The organism is Mycolicibacterium grossiae (assembly GCF_008329645.1).
GTDB classification, from domain to species: Bacteria; Actinomycetota; Actinomycetes; order Mycobacteriales; family Mycobacteriaceae; genus Mycobacterium; species Mycobacterium grossiae.
In genome coordinates, this window is sequence record NZ_CP043474.1 from 3,987,762 (window position 1) to 4,005,267 (window position 17,506).

At 72.6% G+C, this 17,506-nt stretch carries 16 protein-coding genes; 9 read left to right on the forward strand and 7 right to left on the reverse strand.

Annotated features, from left to right (window positions below):
- Positions 1 to 4: 4 nt before the first annotated feature.
- Together FZ046_RS19200 and FZ046_RS19205 are read right to left on the reverse strand one after the other, a co-directional pair.
- On the reverse strand, positions 5 to 1,174 hold the full coding sequence (locus FZ046_RS19200; protein ID WP_070356161.1) for a winged helix DNA-binding domain-containing protein: 1,170 nt from the start codon (positions 1,172 to 1,174) through the stop codon (positions 5 to 7).
- Positions 1,175 to 1,176: 2 nt separating this feature from the next.
- On the reverse strand, positions 1,177 to 1,422 hold the full coding sequence (locus tag FZ046_RS19205) for a PspA/IM30 family protein (protein WP_070356169.1): 246 nt from the start codon (positions 1,420 to 1,422) through the stop codon (positions 1,177 to 1,179).
- Positions 1,423 to 1,648: 226 nt separating this feature from the next.
- Here FZ046_RS19205 and FZ046_RS19210 point away from each other — a divergent pair, with 226 nt between their 5' ends.
- The 3 genes from FZ046_RS19210 (at position 1,649) to FZ046_RS19220 (ending at position 5,267) form a co-directional block, all read left to right on the forward strand.
- On the forward strand, positions 1,649 to 2,131 hold the full coding sequence (locus tag FZ046_RS19210; RefSeq protein WP_070356168.1) for a lipoprotein LpqH: 483 nt from the start codon (positions 1,649 to 1,651) through the stop codon (positions 2,129 to 2,131).
- 68 nt (positions 2,132 to 2,199) lie between these two features.
- A complete protein-coding gene (locus FZ046_RS19215) occupies positions 2,200 to 3,969 on the forward strand; it encodes a hypothetical protein (RefSeq protein WP_070356160.1) in 1,770 nt (589 codons plus the stop codon).
- On the forward strand, positions 3,966 to 5,267 hold the full coding sequence (locus FZ046_RS19220; RefSeq protein ID WP_246182818.1) for a CHAT domain-containing protein: 1,302 nt from the start codon (positions 3,966 to 3,968) through the stop codon (positions 5,265 to 5,267). Before FZ046_RS19215 ends, FZ046_RS19220 begins: the two co-directional genes overlap by 4 nt.
- Positions 5,268 to 5,269: 2 nt before the next feature.
- Here FZ046_RS19220 and FZ046_RS27685 read toward each other — a convergent pair whose 3' ends face one another.
- Positions 5,270 to 5,893, reverse strand: coding sequence for a hypothetical protein (locus FZ046_RS27685; protein ID WP_083298590.1), 624 nt, complete (start codon positions 5,891 to 5,893; stop codon positions 5,270 to 5,272).
- Between the two features lie 63 nt (positions 5,894 to 5,956).
- Between FZ046_RS27685 and FZ046_RS19230 the strand changes: the two genes are divergently transcribed.
- Both FZ046_RS19230 and FZ046_RS19235 read left to right on the forward strand, forming a co-directional pair.
- Complete coding sequence (locus tag FZ046_RS19230) at positions 5,957 to 7,285, forward strand: hypothetical protein (protein WP_070356158.1); 1,329 nt, start codon at positions 5,957 to 5,959, stop codon at positions 7,283 to 7,285.
- Positions 7,282 to 8,418, forward strand: coding sequence for a hypothetical protein (locus tag FZ046_RS19235; RefSeq protein WP_149484297.1), 1,137 nt, complete (start codon positions 7,282 to 7,284; stop codon positions 8,416 to 8,418). The genes FZ046_RS19230 and FZ046_RS19235 overlap by 4 nt, the downstream gene beginning before the upstream one ends.
- Before the next feature lie 58 nt (positions 8,419 to 8,476).
- Here the strand turns inward: FZ046_RS19235 and FZ046_RS19240 are convergent, their stop codons facing one another.
- The 3 genes from FZ046_RS19240 to FZ046_RS19250 form a co-directional block, all read right to left on the reverse strand.
- A complete protein-coding gene (locus tag FZ046_RS19240) occupies positions 8,477 to 9,859 on the reverse strand; it encodes an alpha/beta hydrolase (RefSeq protein ID WP_070355223.1) in 1,383 nt (460 codons plus the stop codon).
- A 139-nt stretch (positions 9,860 to 9,998) separates the two neighbouring features.
- Positions 9,999 to 13,298: a bifunctional lysylphosphatidylglycerol synthetase/lysine--tRNA ligase LysX gene (gene lysX / locus FZ046_RS19245; protein ID WP_407664483.1), complete on the reverse strand. Its 3,300-nt coding sequence runs from the start codon at positions 13,296 to 13,298 to the stop codon at positions 9,999 to 10,001.
- Between the two features lie 88 nt (positions 13,299 to 13,386).
- Complete coding sequence (locus FZ046_RS19250) at positions 13,387 to 13,761, reverse strand: DUF1844 domain-containing protein (protein ID WP_070355197.1); 375 nt, start codon at positions 13,759 to 13,761, stop codon at positions 13,387 to 13,389.
- A gap of 228 nt (positions 13,762 to 13,989) precedes the next feature.
- Here FZ046_RS19250 and infC point away from each other — a divergent pair, with 228 nt between their 5' ends.
- The 4 genes from infC (at position 13,990) to FZ046_RS19270 (ending at position 16,071) form a co-directional block, all read left to right on the forward strand.
- On the forward strand, positions 13,990 to 14,628 hold the full coding sequence (gene infC / locus FZ046_RS19255; protein WP_083298470.1) for a translation initiation factor IF-3: 639 nt from the start codon (positions 13,990 to 13,992) through the stop codon (positions 14,626 to 14,628).
- Positions 14,629 to 14,651: 23 nt separating this feature from the next.
- Entirely contained in the window at positions 14,652 to 14,846 is a 195-nt protein-coding gene (gene rpmI, locus FZ046_RS19260; protein ID WP_070355199.1) for a 50S ribosomal protein L35, read from the forward strand.
- 65 nt (positions 14,847 to 14,911) lie between these two features.
- Positions 14,912 to 15,301 carry a 50S ribosomal protein L20 gene (rplT, locus tag FZ046_RS19265; protein ID WP_070355200.1) on the forward strand — a complete coding sequence of 130 codons (390 nt, stop codon included), beginning with the start codon at positions 14,912 to 14,914 and terminating at the stop codon, positions 15,299 to 15,301.
- 32 nt (positions 15,302 to 15,333) lie between these two features.
- Complete coding sequence (locus tag FZ046_RS19270; protein ID WP_070355201.1) at positions 15,334 to 16,071, forward strand: TrmH family RNA methyltransferase; 738 nt, start codon at positions 15,334 to 15,336, stop codon at positions 16,069 to 16,071.
- Here FZ046_RS19270 and FZ046_RS19275 read toward each other — a convergent pair.
- Positions 16,061 to 17,320 (reverse strand): acyl-CoA dehydrogenase family protein, encoded by a 1,260-nt coding sequence (locus FZ046_RS19275; RefSeq protein WP_070355202.1) that lies wholly within the window; start codon positions 17,318 to 17,320, stop codon positions 16,061 to 16,063. The two genes, FZ046_RS19270 and FZ046_RS19275, sit on opposite strands and share 11 nt — an antisense overlap.
- Positions 17,321 to 17,506: the final 186 nt, after the last annotated feature.

Sequence of the window (17,506 nt, forward strand, 5' to 3'; positions counted from 1 at the left end):
CCGGTCATGCCGGAGCCTTCGACAGCGGCGACGGGAACCGGGGTTTCACCCGGACGCCCGCCAGCCAGTCGGTGAGTTCGCCGGCCATGCGCTGCAACGCGCGCGAGGCCGTGGCACCGACGTCCTCGACCAGTTGCAGCTCGACTCGGCCGGCGTCGTCCTGACGCCAGCCGCCGACCACCCGGCCGTCGACCCAAGCCGTCGGACCGGCGTTGCCGTTGCGGTCGAAGACGTGGGCGCGGTGGTCGCCGAGGTACCAGTCGCGGTGCCGCCAACCCATCGTGGTGACGTCGAGACCGGGCAGCAGCGCGCACCACGGCTCGACGGCCGGTTCGGGCTCGAGGTCGTCGGGCAGCGCGACGCCGGGGGTGCCGTGCAGATCGACCTCGACGGCGCCGACGTCGCGCAGCGCGGCGCGCGTCCAGCCCAGCGTCTGGCCGAACCACCACGTGACGTCGGCTTCGGTCGCCGGGCCGAACGCCCACAGCCAGCGCCGCACCACGCGCTCGCGCGCCACCTCGGCGGCGTGCGCGCCAGCATGCCCGGGCAGCCAGTGCGCGGTGCTCGACCAGCGGTGCCGCGACGTCGTCCACGCGCCGTCGTTGGGGCCGCGCACGATGTGCCCCTGCACGCCGAGGACGGTGAGCACCCGCGGCGACAGCGGGGTCGTGCCGCCCCAGGTCCGACCCGGCGCCGGGTCGTAGTCGCCTGCCAGTTCGGGCAGCGCGGCCCGCAGTTCGCGGGCCCCCGTCGGCCCGTGCTCGGCCAGGTGGTCCAGCACTGCGGATGACGCCGCCGCGAGCCACTCCTCGCCGGCGGACGTGACACCGGCCTTGACGGCGTCGGCCAGCAGGCGCCGACGCTCGTCGGTCGCGACGCGGTCACTCGACGCCGCCTGCACCGCACCAAGATCCGACGCGGCGATCACCCACAGCGTGCGGCGCATCGCCAGGTGCTTGAGCACCGACCGCTGCTCGTAGAGCGCCGTTTCGAGGTCGGCCACGACGAAGCCGGGCGACCGCGCCCACAGCGACAGGAACGGCGTGGCGGGGTCGGTGGCATGCAGGGCGACCAGCCGGGCGGTGATCGTCGGCACGTCGAGCGGCACGTCGCGGGTCAGCAGGTGCCGTCGTGCCAGACGCGCCCGCCGCTCCTCGACGGTGAAGGAGCGCACGCTCAGTGGTCGTCGGGGCGCTTCATCGACGCCCGGATCTCGGCCAGCCGGTCGGCGGCCGCCTTCTGCCGCGCCTCGAATTGCTCCTCGACGCTGCGCCCCTCCGGCGTCTCCGAGGCCAGCTCGGCTGCCCCCAGCGCGGTCCCGAACCGCGTCTCGATCTTCTCCCGTACGGCGTCGAAGGTCGGCACTCCGCCTGCGGTGTAACCGGTCGGCTCCAGCGGCACCGGCGCGCCGGCGGCATCAATGACGTCCGCATCGGTGACCTGGGCGTCGGTGACCTCGGCGTCGATCGCCTCCGCGTCGATCGCCTCAGCGGCGGGGGGCGGCTCGTCGGCGGGCGGTGGATCCGGCTGCGCATCGGACACCGGCTCACCGTACCGCGGAACGAAGTTGGGATCGGTAGCAATCGGCGCCGACTGTACTTCTCGGCGTGACGACGCCACTGGGGCGACGCGGATGAAGGGAAAGCACATGAAGCGAGTAGTGGCCTCGGGCATCGGGATGGTCGCCGCGGCGCTGATGCTGGTCGGGTGCTCCGACGAGAAGAGCGACGCGCCGGCGTCGACGGCGGCCGCCACCGGCCAGGACTCGAGCAGCGCCACCTCGGTCAAGGTCGGCGGCCAGGACCTCGCCGGCCTCGACCTGTCCTCGGTGACCTGCGTGAAGCAGGCCGGCAAGATCAACGTCGCGAGCGCTCCCATCGGCGGCGGCGCGCAGGGGCTGGGCGTGGTGATGACCGACGAGGCGACCCCGAAGGTGGAGTCGCTCGGTCTGGTGGTCGACGGCAACGCCCTCGCCGTCTCCCAGATGGGCGGCATGAAGACCGGTGACGCCGAGGTCACCGTCGACGGCAGCACCTACACCATCACCGGCGAGGCCGCCGGAGCCGACATGAAGAACCCGATGGCCGGCATGATCACGAAGCCGTTCGAGATCACGGTGGCCTGCAACTGACGGGCTTCCCACGGGCGGCGGGCGTGCGATGCGCACGTCCGCCGCGTCGGGGCTTCTATGATGCACCCGTGTCGATCGCCGGCGACCTGGAGCGGGCCCGTCACCTGGCCCTCGCCGCCGACGAGACGGCGGCGAAGGAACTGCTGCTCGCGCTGATGCCTCGGATCGAGGACGCCGACCGCGACGACCTGATGCTGGAAGTCCTCGCGCAACTCGGCGAGCTGTACCTGGTTCGCACGGCCTACGACGGCGTCCGGGAGGCGGTGCACCGGATCGGGGAGTGCCTGACCGTGTACCAGACCATCCTCGACGGCACCGCCACCGCGGACGTTCAGATGCGCAACACGATGTCCGAGAGCGACATTCGCCGCATGACCCTGCGCTACCGCCGGCGGGCCCACTACCTTCGGATCGGCCTGGCCGCCGCCGTCGGTGACCACGAGGGGGCCGCCGACCGGCTCGCCGAATTGGACGCCACGACACCATCGAGGTCCGACGGCGACGCCGAACTCGACGCCGACCTCGACGGCGAGTTCGCCTACCTGCGCACCTACGGCCGCATCCTGTGTGCCATCGCGTTGGTCGACGACGACCTGCACGTCCGGTCGGAACCGCTGTGGCGCACGGTCATCGACGCCATCGAGGGCCCGGGTGCCGGCCCAGCCATCGACGCCGCCGCGACGGACAACCTCTTCGTCATCGGAGCGATCGGCTACGCGAGGTTCTGCATCGAGACGGGCCGCATCGAAGAGGCCGAGCCGTGGCTGCGCCGGGCCGGCGCTCGCGCCGAGGCTCGGGACTGGCGGCTCCCGGTGGCACGGACGAAGCTGGAACGGGCGACGGCCTGCTGGGCGCGCGGCGACCACGTGGCCACCGAGGGCCTGCTCGGCGAGGCGTACCCGGTGATCGCCGAATACGCTCGCGCGCACGATGTCTCGCGCTGCTGGCTGTACTTCGGTCTCACCAGGATGGGCGCCGGGATGCTGCAGGCGGCCGACGAGAGCTGGGGCCACGCCGAGCGGCACTGGCGCGAGTTGGGCAAGCCCCTGCACATCCACCGGATCCTGCTGCAGCGCAGCTGGATCAGCGTCGTCCGCGGCCGCTTCGGCGACGCGGTCGACCTCGTCGAGCAGGCGCGCGCCTGCCTCGATGAATCGCCGCGCAGCAGCTGGGTCGCCTACGCCCGGCTCGACGCGCACCTCGGGGCGGTGTGGCGGGCGGACGCGCTGGCCGACCTCGCATTCGACGGCACGGCCGCACCCGGCGACGACTGGGCCGCCGTCGAGGCCAGGTACCGCGCGGCGCGGGGGGTCGTCCGCGCCGCACCCGGTAGCGCAGACCACGCGTCGGCGATGCGCAAGCTCGCGACGGCGGTCGACCTCGTGGTGCCGGCGGCCCTCGCGGTCGACTCCGTGCGCTACGCCATCGCCGACGCCGCAGCGCGGGCGCGCTGGGCCGCGGGGATCGCGGCGCCACTGCTGGCACGGGCCTTCGCCGTCGCCGCCGAGTCCGAGGACACCCGGCTGGTGAGCGAGCTCATCGAATACCACTGTGCGCGCGGCACGTTCAGCACCGCCGCACCGGCCGACGACGCAGCCGGATCCTGGACCCGGACCGCGACGGCACCCGCACCGGCGAGTGACGTCGAGGTCCTCGCCCAGGTGGCGTCGGGCCCGCCGGTGGCCGCCGGTCCCTCGCTGACGCGTCTCGGGCCGCTGCCGCCGCTCGCGATGGACCCCACCGGGGACACGGTGCTCTCCCCGCACCGCTTCCAGGCGCTGCGCCGCTACGGCCAGCACGTCACGACCGACGAACCGGCCTGGGCGACGTGGCCGTGAGCGCCACGCTGGTCCTGCGCTTCGCCGACGTCGGCACCGCCACCTACGGCAGCCTGCGGGTGGTGGGGGAGCCGGCGAGCACCGTCACGTGGGTGGTGGAGGAGCCGCTGCTGCTGGCCGCCCTGACGGACGTGGACGACGCGCTGCCCGAACCGATCGCCGAGGAGACGGTCGCCGACGCGCTGCGCCGGGCGTTCGCCGAGGGCCCGCTCGCACGGCCCGATGCCGAACTCGGGCTGGCCTACCGGCTCGGCGTCCTGCTGCTGTCGCAGGCGGCGTGGGACCTCGTCGAGGCGTGCGCCGGTGAGCCCCGTGCCGCGCTCTTCGTCGCACCCAGCGCCCGTCTCGCCCGGGTCCCGTGGACCCTGCTGGCGTTTCCGCGCCGCCGTCCGGACGCCGACGCGCTCGCGGCCGCGTGCACTGCGGCGGTGACCTTCGCTGGGACCGTTCCCGCCCGCATCGCGTGGGACGACCCCGGCACGGCCACCGACGGCACCCGGCTGCTGGAGCTGGTCGACGTCCTGATGGCACCTCCGGCGAACATCGTCAATGCGTCCCGGCCGCACCGCTCGTGGGCCTCGCGGGCCGGCGCGCCGCGGCTCCTCGTCCTCGATCCCCGCGTGCCGCACCAGCGCGCGGACTCCGCGCTGGGGTCGGTGCTCGGGCGGCCCGACCCCGACACGGCGCTGGCCCGCCACGTCGCCGAGGACGTCGGCCGCGGCACCGTCCTGCCGGAGGTGCGCTCGGCCGTCGAGCTGTTCCGTCGGGTCGACGCCGACCGGCACTGGCTGGCGGCGATGCTGGAGCGCGGGCCCGCCCGGCTGCTGTACGTCGGGCACGCCACCGCGGCGGAGGCCGGCAGCGCCGACCGGGCGGCGGTGCACCTCGCCGAGGAGCGTCCGCTGACGGCGGCCGACCTGCTCGCCCTCGACCTGCCCATCCCGCCGCGCGTCGCGCTGCTCGCCTGCGCCTCCGGTGGGGACTACCGCTTCGACGAGGCCACCGGGCTGGTCGCCGCGGCGGTGCTCGGCGGTGCCCAGCTGGTCACCGCCACGCTGTGGTCGCTGCCCACCACGGCGGGCTACCGCCGCTTCGCGGCGGGCGCGGCGGATCCGGCAGCAGATCCGATGGGCGAGCTGATCATCGCCGTGGACGTCGCGCACGACGCCGACCATGCCGGCCGTGCGGTGAACCGCTGGCAGCGGGAGGCGTTGCGGCGCTGGCGTTCCGGGGACGAGGCGGCCAGCCCGCTGTACTGGGCGGCGCTCGCGACGTTCGCCGTGGACGGCGCCCGGTGACCTCAGCGCGGTGCCACGCACACCGCGACCACCGACTCGTCGCCGCGGCGGTAGTACGCGTCGACGACGCACCCCGGCGTCACGTCGGGCAGCGCGGACTCCGGGATCATCGTCGTCTCGTGGGCGGGGAACTGGCCGCCCTCGGGCCGGCGGACCATCAGGTCGATCTCGACCTCGCGGTGGTCCTCGCGGGCGGCGCCGGTGCACCGGACGCCGGTGACCACGCCACGCGCCCGCGTCCCGCGGCGGATCAGATCGAGTTCGTCGTCGGTGACGAGCCCCTTGCCGACGAGCATCCGGTCGAAGTCCGCCCGCACCGCGAGCACGTCGTCGGCCAGCCGCAGGTCCTCGCGGGCCGCCGGGTCGAACGAGACCAGCAGCACCACGCCCGGTCGGAGGGCGCCGCGGGCCACGACGTCGTCGCACGCGGCGAGCTTGCCGACGAACCGCTGCCCCGACACGCTCTGCACCTCCACCGTCACCGATCGGGCGATCGAGCGGACCGTGCCGAGGCCCACGGCGGGGCGGCCGGGCGGTCGGCCCGGGCGGCGTCGCCGGATCAGAACGGCGGCGGCGCCGGCGAACGCGCAGAACAGGACGAGCGTGGTGACCAACGAATCGGGCATGGGGGACAGCGTCGCGCCGGTGCTGCGCTACCGAACCCAAGTTCGGGCGCGGCCTCCTATTCTGTGGCGGTGAGCAGCTCGAGCGTGACGACGCCCGTCGCGGTCGCCGAGCCGCGGCGGGCGGTCATCGACCGCTCCTGGCGCGCGATCGGCCCGGGCGTCGAGGTGTTCAGCGGCGCGGACGGGGCACCGCTGCGGCGCACCGTCAAGCGCATCCTCGACCCGCTCGTACTGCGGCTGCGGGTCAACCCTCGGTACTCGGCGCCGCTGCTGGACCCCGACGTCGCGGCCGCGCTGACCGAGGTGATCATCGACCACGCGCCGCAGCTGCGCGCCGCCGCGGCGTGGTTCGCGGTGCTCAAGGCGCACCGGCGCCGGTCGCGGATCACCAGCGGCAACGCCCAGGAACTGTACTTCCCGATCTGCTTCGAATTGGCCGTCACCAACGGCGTTCCGTCCGAACGGGATTCGCTCGACGAGTTCGTGGCAACGGTCCTGCGGGAGGTACACGGCGAGCGCGACCGGACCGCGATCGAGGTGCTCAACCGCTACGTCGACGACGACCACGTGGTGCGGGCGCTGCGGCGTCAGCTGGAACGCAGCTGGGCCGACGTCCGGCCCGGTGGGGCCATCACCGCGCCGTTCTTCGCCGGGTTGACGACGGTGCTCGGCGACGCCGACGGCCACACTGCCGCAGCGGCGCGGCAGCGGGTGTGGGACGTGCTGGTGGCCGACGCGACGCCGTTCGACCTCGGCGCCCGGGCGCGGACCGAGCCGAGCGCCCTGCCGTGGTCGCTCACCGACCTCGGTCTCACGGCCCGCGAACCGCAGCAGCCGCCGGCGGTCGAGACACGTGCCGACCGGAGCCGGCCGCTGGACCGCAGCGTCGTCGACCGCGTGCGGGCCACCCTGCGGCGCGGTCTGGACCGCGACGAACTGCCCGACGTCCCCGCGCTGTGCGCCGAGGAGATCGACCGGGCCTGCGCGCCGTGGGGACTGCTCTCCGAGGACGGACAGGCGGTGCTGCTCGCCGGCATCGAGATCGCGGTGGACCTCGCACCGCTGAGCGACGCGACGCCGGGCCGCTACGACCTGGGCCGAACCATTCAGGCCCGGTTGCGCAAGGAGGCCTACGTCCTGCACGCGCGCCGCTATCTGGCCGACGGCGGGCCGCTGCACCCCCGGCAACGCCAGGTGGTCGACGACCTCGCCGGCTTCGCGCGCCCCTACCTGAGCCGGCTGTGGGCGCGGCTGCACGGCCGCGACGTGTGGCAGGAGCCGTGCACCGACGTCGACGACGTGCGCGCGGTCCTCGAGGGCGTCGCCCGGTCGGTCAGCCTCGACCACCGGCAGCGCATCAAGGCGATGCTCGACGAGGCGGTCACCTCGTGATCTTCGCCGCCGACGGCGCGTTCTGGACCGCCGGACCGGACGTGGCCGGCGTGCCCGCGGTCGCCGTCCTCGAGGCGGCGGGTGCGGTGTTCGCCTGGACGGTCGACGACCCGGACGGCGTCGCCGCCACCCGGATGACGCTGACCGACGTCGCGGCCGCCGACTGGCTGTGGCAGGTGATCGGCGTGCCGGGACACCGCGAGGTGGCCTCGGCGCTGACGGCCTCGGCGCCCACCGGTTCGGTCGACGTGCCGGCCGCCGCCTGGCGGACCGATGCGCTGGCGCCGCTGCGGCGGCTGGCCGTCGGGCACTGGGCCCGCCGGTGGTGGCCCGCCAGCCCGCGTGACGGGATCGTCGGCCTCGACCCGGCGCTGCTCGACGCCGAGTTGGCACTGCTCACGGCCCGCGCCGAGCAGGTCTGCGCCGAGGACGCCGTCGATGCCGAGATCGCCGCGCTGCTGGGTCCGCATCGCGCCGCTCTCGAGGCGATCCGGCGCGGCGGCGACCCCCGGGTGGTCGAGCTCGTCGACTCCTGCCGCGACCTGGCCGACGAGTACGGCGTGTGGGACGGGGACGGCTTCGCGGACGGTTCGGACCCGGCGGAGCGGACCGACCTCGCGGCGGCCCGGCGCACGGACTACGCGCTCGCCGCCGGCGGTCGCACGAGCGGCGGCCCGACGCCCGTGGCGGCCGGTTCGGCGTCGGTCGACTGGGCGGGCGTGCCGCCCGGGACCTTCGACGCCGCCGACGGCACCGTCGACTGGCGCGTGGAGGCGCGCAAGGCGGAGACGACTGCGACGGTCCGGGTGGCCGTCGCCGGCCCGGTCCCGCCGGACGGGGTCGCCGTCCGACTGGTGTCCGGGCTCGTCACCGGCGCCGGTGTCCTCGACGCCGACGGCACCGCCCGGCTGATCCTGCGCGATGCCGCCGGACCGGTCACCGACTCGACGGCATGGGGGCACGATTGGTCGGCGACCGACGTCGTCGTGGGCACCGGGGCGGCCGGAGGTCCGGCCGCCGGCGCTGCCGTCGCCTTGCGCGAGCGGGTCCGCCGGCTGGCGCGCTCCCGGCTCGCCGCGCCCGGCGCAGATGCGTTCCTCGCCGAGATCGTGGCGGCCGAGTCGGACTACTGAGCGTCGGACTACCGAGCGTCGGATCACCGGGCGTCGGACTACCGAGCACCCACCGGCGTCAGCGGGCGGCCGCCTGCAGAGCCGGTCCGGGCGCGGCGGCGGGCAGCGGCTGCGGCGTGACGCCCGGCGTGCCGATCCGTCCGGCCATCCAGGGCAGCGCCGCCGCGAACGCGTGGGCGGCGAACGGCCAGTCGTGCTTGCCCGGCTGTTGCACCACGGCGCAGTCGATGCCGTGGGTGCCGCCGAGCCGGCACAGCGAGTCGGCGGCCACCGTCTGGTCGCTGGTACGGCCCGCGGCGTCCCGGCCGCCGAGGCCGTTTCCCTTGACGTCGTTGACGTTCACCACCGTGGGTGCCGAGGGCATCGAGCCGTTGACGTCGAACCACCCGGAGACGCCGGTGTAGGGCCCGTGCTTGGTGATGACCGCGGTCGGGTCGAACGCCGTGTACTGCGCCTCGCTGCCGCCGAAGAGCCGCTCAACGGTCTGCGCGCGGGTGCCGGAATTCGGGGCCATGTCGCCGGCGATGTCCTCGAAGGCGCTGAACAGGTCGGGGTGCATCACGGCGAGGTCGACGGCGCACGTGCCGCCCATCGACCAGCCGACGATGCCCCAGTTCGCGCGGTCGCGGCTGACACCGTAGTTCTGCTCCATGAACGGCACCACGTCCTTGGTGAGGTGGTCGGCGGCGTTGCCGCGCGGGCCGTTCACGCACTCGGTGTCGTTGTTGAACGCGCCGCCGGAGTCCACGAACACCAGCACCGGCGCGTACCCGGCGTGCTGCGCGGCGAAATCGTCGATGGTGCGGATGGCATTGCCCGCGCGCAGCCAGTCGGCCGGGGTGTTGAACTCGCCGCCGATCATCATGATGGTGGGCAGCGGGCGGGGCGGATCGGAGGCGAACCAGGCCGGCGGCAGGTACACCAGTTCGCCGCGGTGCTTGAACCCGGACGCGGTGCCGTCGATGGTGACGGGCACCACCGTGCCGCGCTGCGGGATGGTGCGGGACCGCTGCATGGCCACGACGGTGGCCTGGTCGGTCTGATCCGGCAGTGGTCCGGCAGTGAGCTGGTTCCACGCGGTCTGCACGGTGGGGAAGTAGCCCACCCAGAGGTTGAGTGCCAGTGCCGCGCACAGGACCGTGAGCGGTACGGCGAGGACCGAGATGCCGCGACGCCACCAGCGGGCGCTGCGCCAGCCGGCGACCAGGACGACGACGGTGGCGCCGACGACGGTCGTCCACACCCACAGCAACCGGGGGGCGGGGTCCCCGGCGAGACCCTCCGAGGAGACGTACCAGTGCGCCGCGGCGGTGAGACCGAGACCGACGACGACTGCGAGCGGCAGCCACACCATCCGCCAGCGGCGGTGCCGCCATCCCACGGCGGCCACCAGGACGGCCGCGGCCAGCAGCTGGATGGTCAGCGGCAACCAGCCGTGCATCAGCGAAAGGTGTTGCTGGCGCAGCGGTCCCGCAGGATCGGCGAGCAGCGTTCCGGCGATCGTCGTCGTCGAAGTCGTCACCGGATCATCGTGGCCGCACTTCCTGGAGGCCAGCTGTGAATCTGGTGGACGCCACGCGTCAGCGTGGTTTCGCCGAGGGGAACGGCAGTGTTTCGCGGATGCTGCGGCCGGTGATGAGCATGACCACGCGGTCGACGCCGACGCCGAGGCCGCCGGTCGGGGGCATGGCGTACTCCATGGCCTGCAGGAAGTCCTCGTCGAGTTCCATGGCCTCGGGATCCCCGCCGGCGGCGAGCAGCGACTGCTCCTGCAGCCGTCTGCGTTGCTCGACCGGGTCGGTGAGTTCGCTGTACGCGGTGCCGAGTTCGACGCCCCACGCCACCAGGTCCCACCGTTCGGCCACCCCCGGGATGCTGCGGTGGGGTCGGGTGAGCGGTGACACCGACGTCGGGAAGTCCTTGTAGAACGTCGGATGCTCGGTCTGTCCCTCGACGAGCCGCTCGTAGAGTTCGAGCACCACCGCGCCGGCGTCCCAGTGCGTCAGGTAGGGCACTCCGGCGCGGTCGCACAGCGTGCGCAGCTCCGCCAGCGGGGTCTGCGGGTCGATCCGTTCGCCGAGCGCCTCGGAGACGGCGCCGTGCACCGTCTTCACCGGCCATTCTCCGGAGATGTCGACCGGCTCCAAGCCGCCGTCGGCGCCCGGGCGCAGCACCACCTGGCTGCCGTTGGCGGCCTCGGCGGCGTTCTGGATGAGTTCGCGGCAGCCGCGCACCCACACGTCGTAGTCGGCGTGCGCCTGGTAGGCCTCCAGCAGCGTGAACTCGGGGTTGTGGCTGAAGTCCACGCCCTCGTTGCGGAAGGCGCGGCCCAGCTCGAAGACCCGCTCGACGCCGCCCACGCACAGCCGCTTGAGGTAGAGCTCCGGCGCGATGCGCAGGTACAGGTCCAGGTCGTAGGCGTTGATGTGGGTCAGGAACGGCCGGGCGTTGGCCCCGCCGTGGATCTGCTGCAGGATCGGCGTCTCCACCTCCAGGAAGCCCTTGCCGACCAGCGTCTCGCGGATGGCGTGCAGGATCCGGCTGCGTGCCGTGATGAGGTCACGGGCGTCGGTGTTGATCGCCAGGTCGACGTAGCGCGTCCGCACGCGGGCCTCGGGGTCGGTGAGCCCCTTCCACTTGTCCGGCAGCGGGCGCAGGCACTTGCCGATCAGCCGCCAGCGGTCGACCAGCAGCGAGCGGACGCCCGACCGGCTCTCGCCGACGACGCCCGTCACCTCGATGAGGTCGCCGAGGTCGATCGCCGCGGTGACGTCGGCGGTGCGGCCCTCCTGGAGCCGGGTGTCGTCGAACAGCAGCTGCACCTCGCCCGACCAATCCCGTAGGTGCGCGAACAGCACGCCGCCGTAATCGCGCATCCGCAGCACCCGACCGGCGACGCTGACCGTCTCGCCGTCGGTGCTCAGCGCGCCGGCGACGGTGTGGCTCGGTGGCCGGCCGACGGGGTAAGCGTCGACGCCCTTGTCCTGCAACGCCTTCAGCTTCGCCATCCGGACGCGGACCTGTTCGGGAAGCCGCGGGGTGTCGGCGGACGCCACCGCGGACGGGTCCGGGGCGCTGCCGTCGTCGTGCAGCAGACCGCTGCGGGAGAGGTTCTCCGGCACCGCGGGGTGGTGTCCGGTGTGCTGCCGGGTGCGCCTGCTGAACGGCAGCACCAGGAAGCCCTCGGCGATCACCGACGCGACGCCCACCCGGGGGACGAGGCGCGCGTCCTCGTAGCAGGCGTAGCGCGGCACCCACTCCGGCTGGTACTTCATGTTCGAGCGATACAGCGTCTCCAGCTGCCACCAGCGGGAGAAGAACACCAGAAGCCCGCGCCACAACCGGGCGACCGGGCCCGCCCCGAGCTGAGCACCCTCCTCGAACGCGCTGCGGAACATCGCGAAGTTCAGCGAGATCCGTGTCACGCCGATCTCCTCGGCCTGCAGGCACAGCTCGGAGACCATCAGCTCGATCGTGCCGTTGGGCGACTGCGGCGAGCGGCGCATCAGGTCCAGCGACACCCCGTTGGTGCCCCACGGCACCAGCGACAGCATTGCCACGACACGGGGTTCGTCTGCGCCGTCCTGGACCGCCTCGACCAGCAGGCAGTCGCCGTCCGCGGCATCGCCGAGCCGGCCCAGGGCCATGGAGAAGCCGCGCTCGGTCTCGGTGTCGCGCCACGCGTCGGCGCGGGAGATCACGGCGGCCATCTCGTCGGGGGACAGGTCGCGGTGGCGGCGCATCCGGACCGTCAGCCCGGCGCGCCGCGCACGCGTGACCGCCTGGCGCACCGGCTTCATGTCGGGGCCGGAGAGCTTGAACGCGTCGGGGTGCAGGATCGCCTCGTCACCGAGTTCCAGCGCGTTTAGCCCGGCGTCGCGGAACGCCTGCGCCGCCGCCGAACTCGCGCCCATCACACCGGGCGCCCACCCGTAGGTCTGGCAGAGCCGCAGCCATGCCGCAATGGCCGCCGGCCAGGACTTCGGATCGCCGACCGGATCGCCGCTGGCGAGGCAGACGCCCACCTCGACGCGGTAGGTGACCGCGGCGCGTCCGTTGGGGGCGAAGACCACCGACTTGTCCCGCCGCGTCGCGAAGTAACCCAGCGAGTCGTTCTTGCCGTAGGCCTCCAGGAGCCCGCGGATCGCCGACTCGTCCTCTCCGGTCAGCGCGTTGTCGGCGCGCTGGGATTGGAACAGCACGATGGCCGCGGCCATGAGCGCGAGCGCGCCGAAGAGTCCCAGCAGCGCGTTGACCAGGACGTGCGGGTGCTGCCCGTCGAAGGCGCCGGAGTCCACGCCGGCGAAGGCGACGACGCGGTTGGCGGCGTACAGCAGCCGGTAGTCACGCTCCAAGCTCCCGGGGAACAGCTCGAGCAGCCCCCAGCCGACCAGGATGCCCAGCGCCATGCCGGCCAGCAGCGTGGCCGCGGCCTTGACCAGGGCACCGCGGCGCACCCGCGCCCAGAACTCCCGGCGCGCCAGGACCAGGAACGCGATCGCCGCGACGTGGAAGACCAGGCCGATGACCTCCCCGACGTCTTCCATGACCGATTCGGTACCGGTGACGAGGTCGGCGACGTTCACGACGACCGCGGCCACCATGTACAGCAGCAAAATCAGCCAAGCGACGTTCTTGCGCGCCGCCAGCGCGGCGGCGAGCAGGGCGAGGACGAACGCCCACGCGAAGCTGGTGTCGGGGAAGTTGAAGAGGTAGTCGTTGACGAACTCGCGGGGGATGCGGATGAGCCAGCGGATCAGCGGGGAGACGCTGGCCACCAACGACAGCGTGGCGATGACGCCGACCATCCAGCCGGCGGCCGCCGGTACCCACCAGGTCGATCGCCGCGTCGCGGTCACCGGCTTGCTCGTCGACGCCAGGCTCATAGGGCGCGAGGATAGGCGTTCCAGCCGGGAATTGGGTGTGACTCGGTCCGGTCGTCGCTGGCCGGTGTCGTGTGCCGTGACCTCAGCCGGGGGTGCGCCACACCGGCCCGGTGAACTTCTCGCCGGGCCCCTGGCCGGGTTCGTCGGGGTAGGCGCTGGCATCGCGGAAGGCGAGCTGCAACTCCCGCAGGGCGTCGCGCACCGGCCCGGCGTGCGGTCCGAGGTACTCCGCCGAGGCCTTGACCAGCCCGGCGAGCGCCGTGATCAGCCTGCGTGCCTCGTCGAGGTCCCGGTGCGGGCTTTCCTCGGGTTCGTCGTCGGCCAGGCCGAGCTTCTCGGCGGCCGCGCTCATGAGCATCAGGGCTGCCCGCGAGATGACCTCCACGGCCGGGATCTCGGCGAGTTCCCGCGTGGGCTGGTCCGCGGGGTCGTCGGCGTGTTCGGGAACATCGGTCATGGCTGCTAGACTGGCATGCGCGACCGTCCCGGCACCGTCCGGGACAGCAAGTGGAGTCCCGCTCCCACCGTAGGCCACGAGGTCACCCCCGAAGGTTCTACGGTCCGGTCACGAGCATCGACGATGCTCTTTCTGCGCGTCCGCGCAGGCGGTTCACGCCGCGACCGGTCGGCATCGGACCCTGCCTCGAGCAGGGTCTTCTGCGTTCCGTCCCCGGAACGCGCCGATGTGGTAGGGCTCCTGGAAGACGACATAGGAGGCCCCATCAGCACTGAGACACGCATCAACGAGCGCATCCGCGTACCTGAGGTCCGACTCATCGGACCGGGTGGTGAACAGGTAGGAATCGTGCGCATCGAAGATGCCCTCCGCGTCGCCGCGGACGCCGATCTCGACCTCGTCGAAGTTGCCCCCGACGCCAAGCCGCCGGTCTGCAAGATCATGGACTACGGCAAGTTCAAGTACGAGACGGCTCAGAAGGCTCGCGAGTCTCGCAAGAACCAGCAGCAGACCGTCGTCAAGGAACAGAAGCTGCGACCGAAGATCGACCCTCACGACTACGAGACGAAGAAGGGTCACGTCATCCGCTTCCTCGAGGCGGGGTCGAAGGTCAAGGTCACCATCATGTTCCGCGGACGTGAGCAGTCCCGGCCCGAACTGGGCTTCCGACTGCTGCAGCGCCTCGGCGCCGACGTGGCCGACTACGGCTTCGTCGAGACGTCCGCGAAGCAGGACGGCCGCAACATGACGATGGTGCTGGCGCCGCACCGCGGCGCGAAGACCCGCGCCAAGGCGGCGCACGACGCCGACGCACCGGCCGCCCAGCGGGCGGGCGCGGAGCCCGGCGCCCAGCCACCCACCACCTGACAACCCACCACACCGAGGACACCATGCCCAAGGCAAAGACCCACAGCGGCGCTTCGAAGCGGTTCCGCACCACCGGAACCGGCAAGATCGTTCGCGAGAAGGCCAACAAGCGCCACCTGCTCGAGCACAAGCCGAGCAAGCGCACCCGCCGGATCTCCGGCCGCACCGACGTGGCCGCGGCCGACACCCGCCGCATCGGCAAGATGCTGAACGGCTGACCTGGCACCCGCCTTCCCGGCCGCACGCCGGCCGTCCCTGACCGAACGAGAATAGGAACACCCTCATGGCACGCGTGAAGCGCGCACTCAACGCCCAGAAGAAGCGGCGTACCGTCCTCAAGGCCTCCAAGGGCTACCGCGGCCAGCGGTCCCGGCTGTACCGCAAGGCCAAGGAGCAGCAGCTGCACTCCTTGACCTACGCCTACCGCGACCGTCGCGCCCGCAAGGGCGAGTTCCGCAAGCTGTGGATCTCGCGCATCAACGCGGCCGCCCGCGCGAACGACATCACCTACAACCGTCTGATCCAGGGCCTCAAGGCCGCAGGTGTCGAGGTGGACCGCAAGAACCTCGCCGAGATCGCCGTGAGCGACCCGGCGGCGTTCACCGCTCTGGTCGAGGTGGCGCGCAAGGCGCTGCCCGAGGACGTCAACGCGCCGTCCGGCGAAGCCGCCTGACGCTGACGCCCCTCACCGAACGTTCGGCCCGCGTGGCCGCGGCAGTCAAACTGCTGCGGCCCGCGGGCCGAAAGCGTGCCGGGCGCTTCCTCGTCGAGGGACCGAACCTGATCGAGGCCGCGCTGCGCCGCGGCCTGGTCCTCGAGGCGTACGCGACGGCCACGGCGGCCGACCGCTTCGCCGACCTGTTGGCCGGCGTCGACGTCGTCGTGGTGACCGATAAGGCTGCCCGGACGCTGTCGGACACCGTGACCCCGGTGGGTCTGGTGGCGGTGTGCACGGTGCCCGAGCTGACGCTCGCCGACGCGCTGGCCGCCCCGTCACTGGTGGCCGTCGCCGTCGGGACGTCGGACCCCGGCAATGCGGGCACGCTCATCCGGCTCGCCGACGCGATGGGTGCCGACGCCTTCATCCTCGCCGGCGACAGCGTCGATCCGTACAACCCGAAGTGCCTGCGCGCGTCGGCGGGCAGCATCTTCTCCGTGCCGGTCCTCGCCGCGGCCGACCCGGTGGCGCTCATCGCCGAGCTGGTGCATGCCGAACTCGTCGTCATGGCGACGACGCTCGACGGCGAGACCTCCCTCGACGAGGTGAACCTCGACGTCCCCACCGCCTGGCTGTTCGGCTCCGAGGCGCACGGCATCCCGGCCGACGTCGCCGCGGCGGCCGACGTGCGGGTCCGGATCCCGATGGCCGGCGGTGCCGAGAGCCTCAATGTGGCTGCCGCAGCGGCGATCTGCCTCTACGCGAGTTCGCGGGCTAGCCGCTGAGCATGCCCCGCGCGACGTGGGTGATCTGCACCTCGTTGCTGCCGGCGTAGATCATCAGCGACTTCGCGTCGCGCGCCAGCTGCTCGACGCGGTACTCGGTCATGTAGCCGTTGCCGCCGAACAGCTGCACCGCCTCCATCGCCACGTCGGTCGCGGCCTGCGAGCAGTACCACTTGATGGCCGACGCCTCGGCCAGCGTGATCGGCGTGCCCGTCTGAGCGGCCTCGATGACGCGGAAGAGGATGTTGCGCACGTTCATCCGAGCCACCTCCATGGTGGCGAGTTTGAGCTGGATGAGCTGGAACCGACCGATCTCGCTGCCCCAGAGGGTGCGCTCGTTGGCGTAGCCGACGCACAGGCGCACGCACTCCTCGATGACGCCGAGCGCCATCGCCGCCACACCGATCCGCTCGGCGGAGAAGTTGGACCGCGCGCTGGCGCGGCCGTCGCCGGCGGCGTTCTCCTCGGTCTCGCCGAGCAGCCGGTCGCGGCCCAGCCGGACGTCGTCGAAGAACAACTCACCGGTGCGCGACGAGTGGATGCCCATCTTGCGGAACGGCGTGGACTGGACGAAGCCCTCCATCCCGCGATCGAGGACGAAGGTCAGTACCTTGCGGTCGCGTGGGTCGATGCTCGCATCGCCGGTGTCCAGCTTGGCGTAGACCACCACGACGTCGGCGTCGGGTCCGTTGGTGATGAACGTCTTCTGCCCGTTGAGGATGTAGTCGCCCGATCCGTCCCCGGCACGGACGACCGTGGTCTTCATCCCGCCGAAGGCGTCGGAGCCGGAGTCCGGTTCCGTGATCGCCCAGGCGCCGACCTTCTCGTAGGTGACCAGCTCGGGCAGCCAGCGTTCCTGTTGGGCCAGGGTGCCGCGGCTCGTGATGGTCGGGACGGTCAACCCCAGGCTGACGCCCATGCCGACGACCAACCCCATGCAGACGCCGCACAGCTCGCTGATGACCACGAAGCCCATGCCGCCGGCGTCGCCACCGAACATGCCGCCGCCCCCGGAAGAACCCGAGGAGCCGCCCGAGGAGGTCGAACCCTCCCGCATCCGGGCCAGCCGCTTCTCCAGCGATTCCTTGGCCATCGCGTCGATGCCGAACGTGGAGAACAGCTTCCGAACGATGGGGTAGGGCTCCATGGCGCCGCTCTCCAGGGCGTCGACGTGCGGCCGGATCTCCTTGTCGATGAACTGACGGACGGCATCACGGACGGCGAGGTCGACGTCGGACCATTCGAGCATGGGGTCACGCTAGGCGTGACAACGGTGGTTGTCCACGACCGCGCGCAGTGATGGCGTGGCGTCGACGGCCTGTGAGCTTCGTCCCGCGTCCACCCGTCGGGTCGGCGTGACCTGCGGGTAGGCGAGCGGCCGCCGCGCGCGCCGGGCGGGGCGCGCGTTGCCGGTCCCGCGAGGCGGCACCTAGGG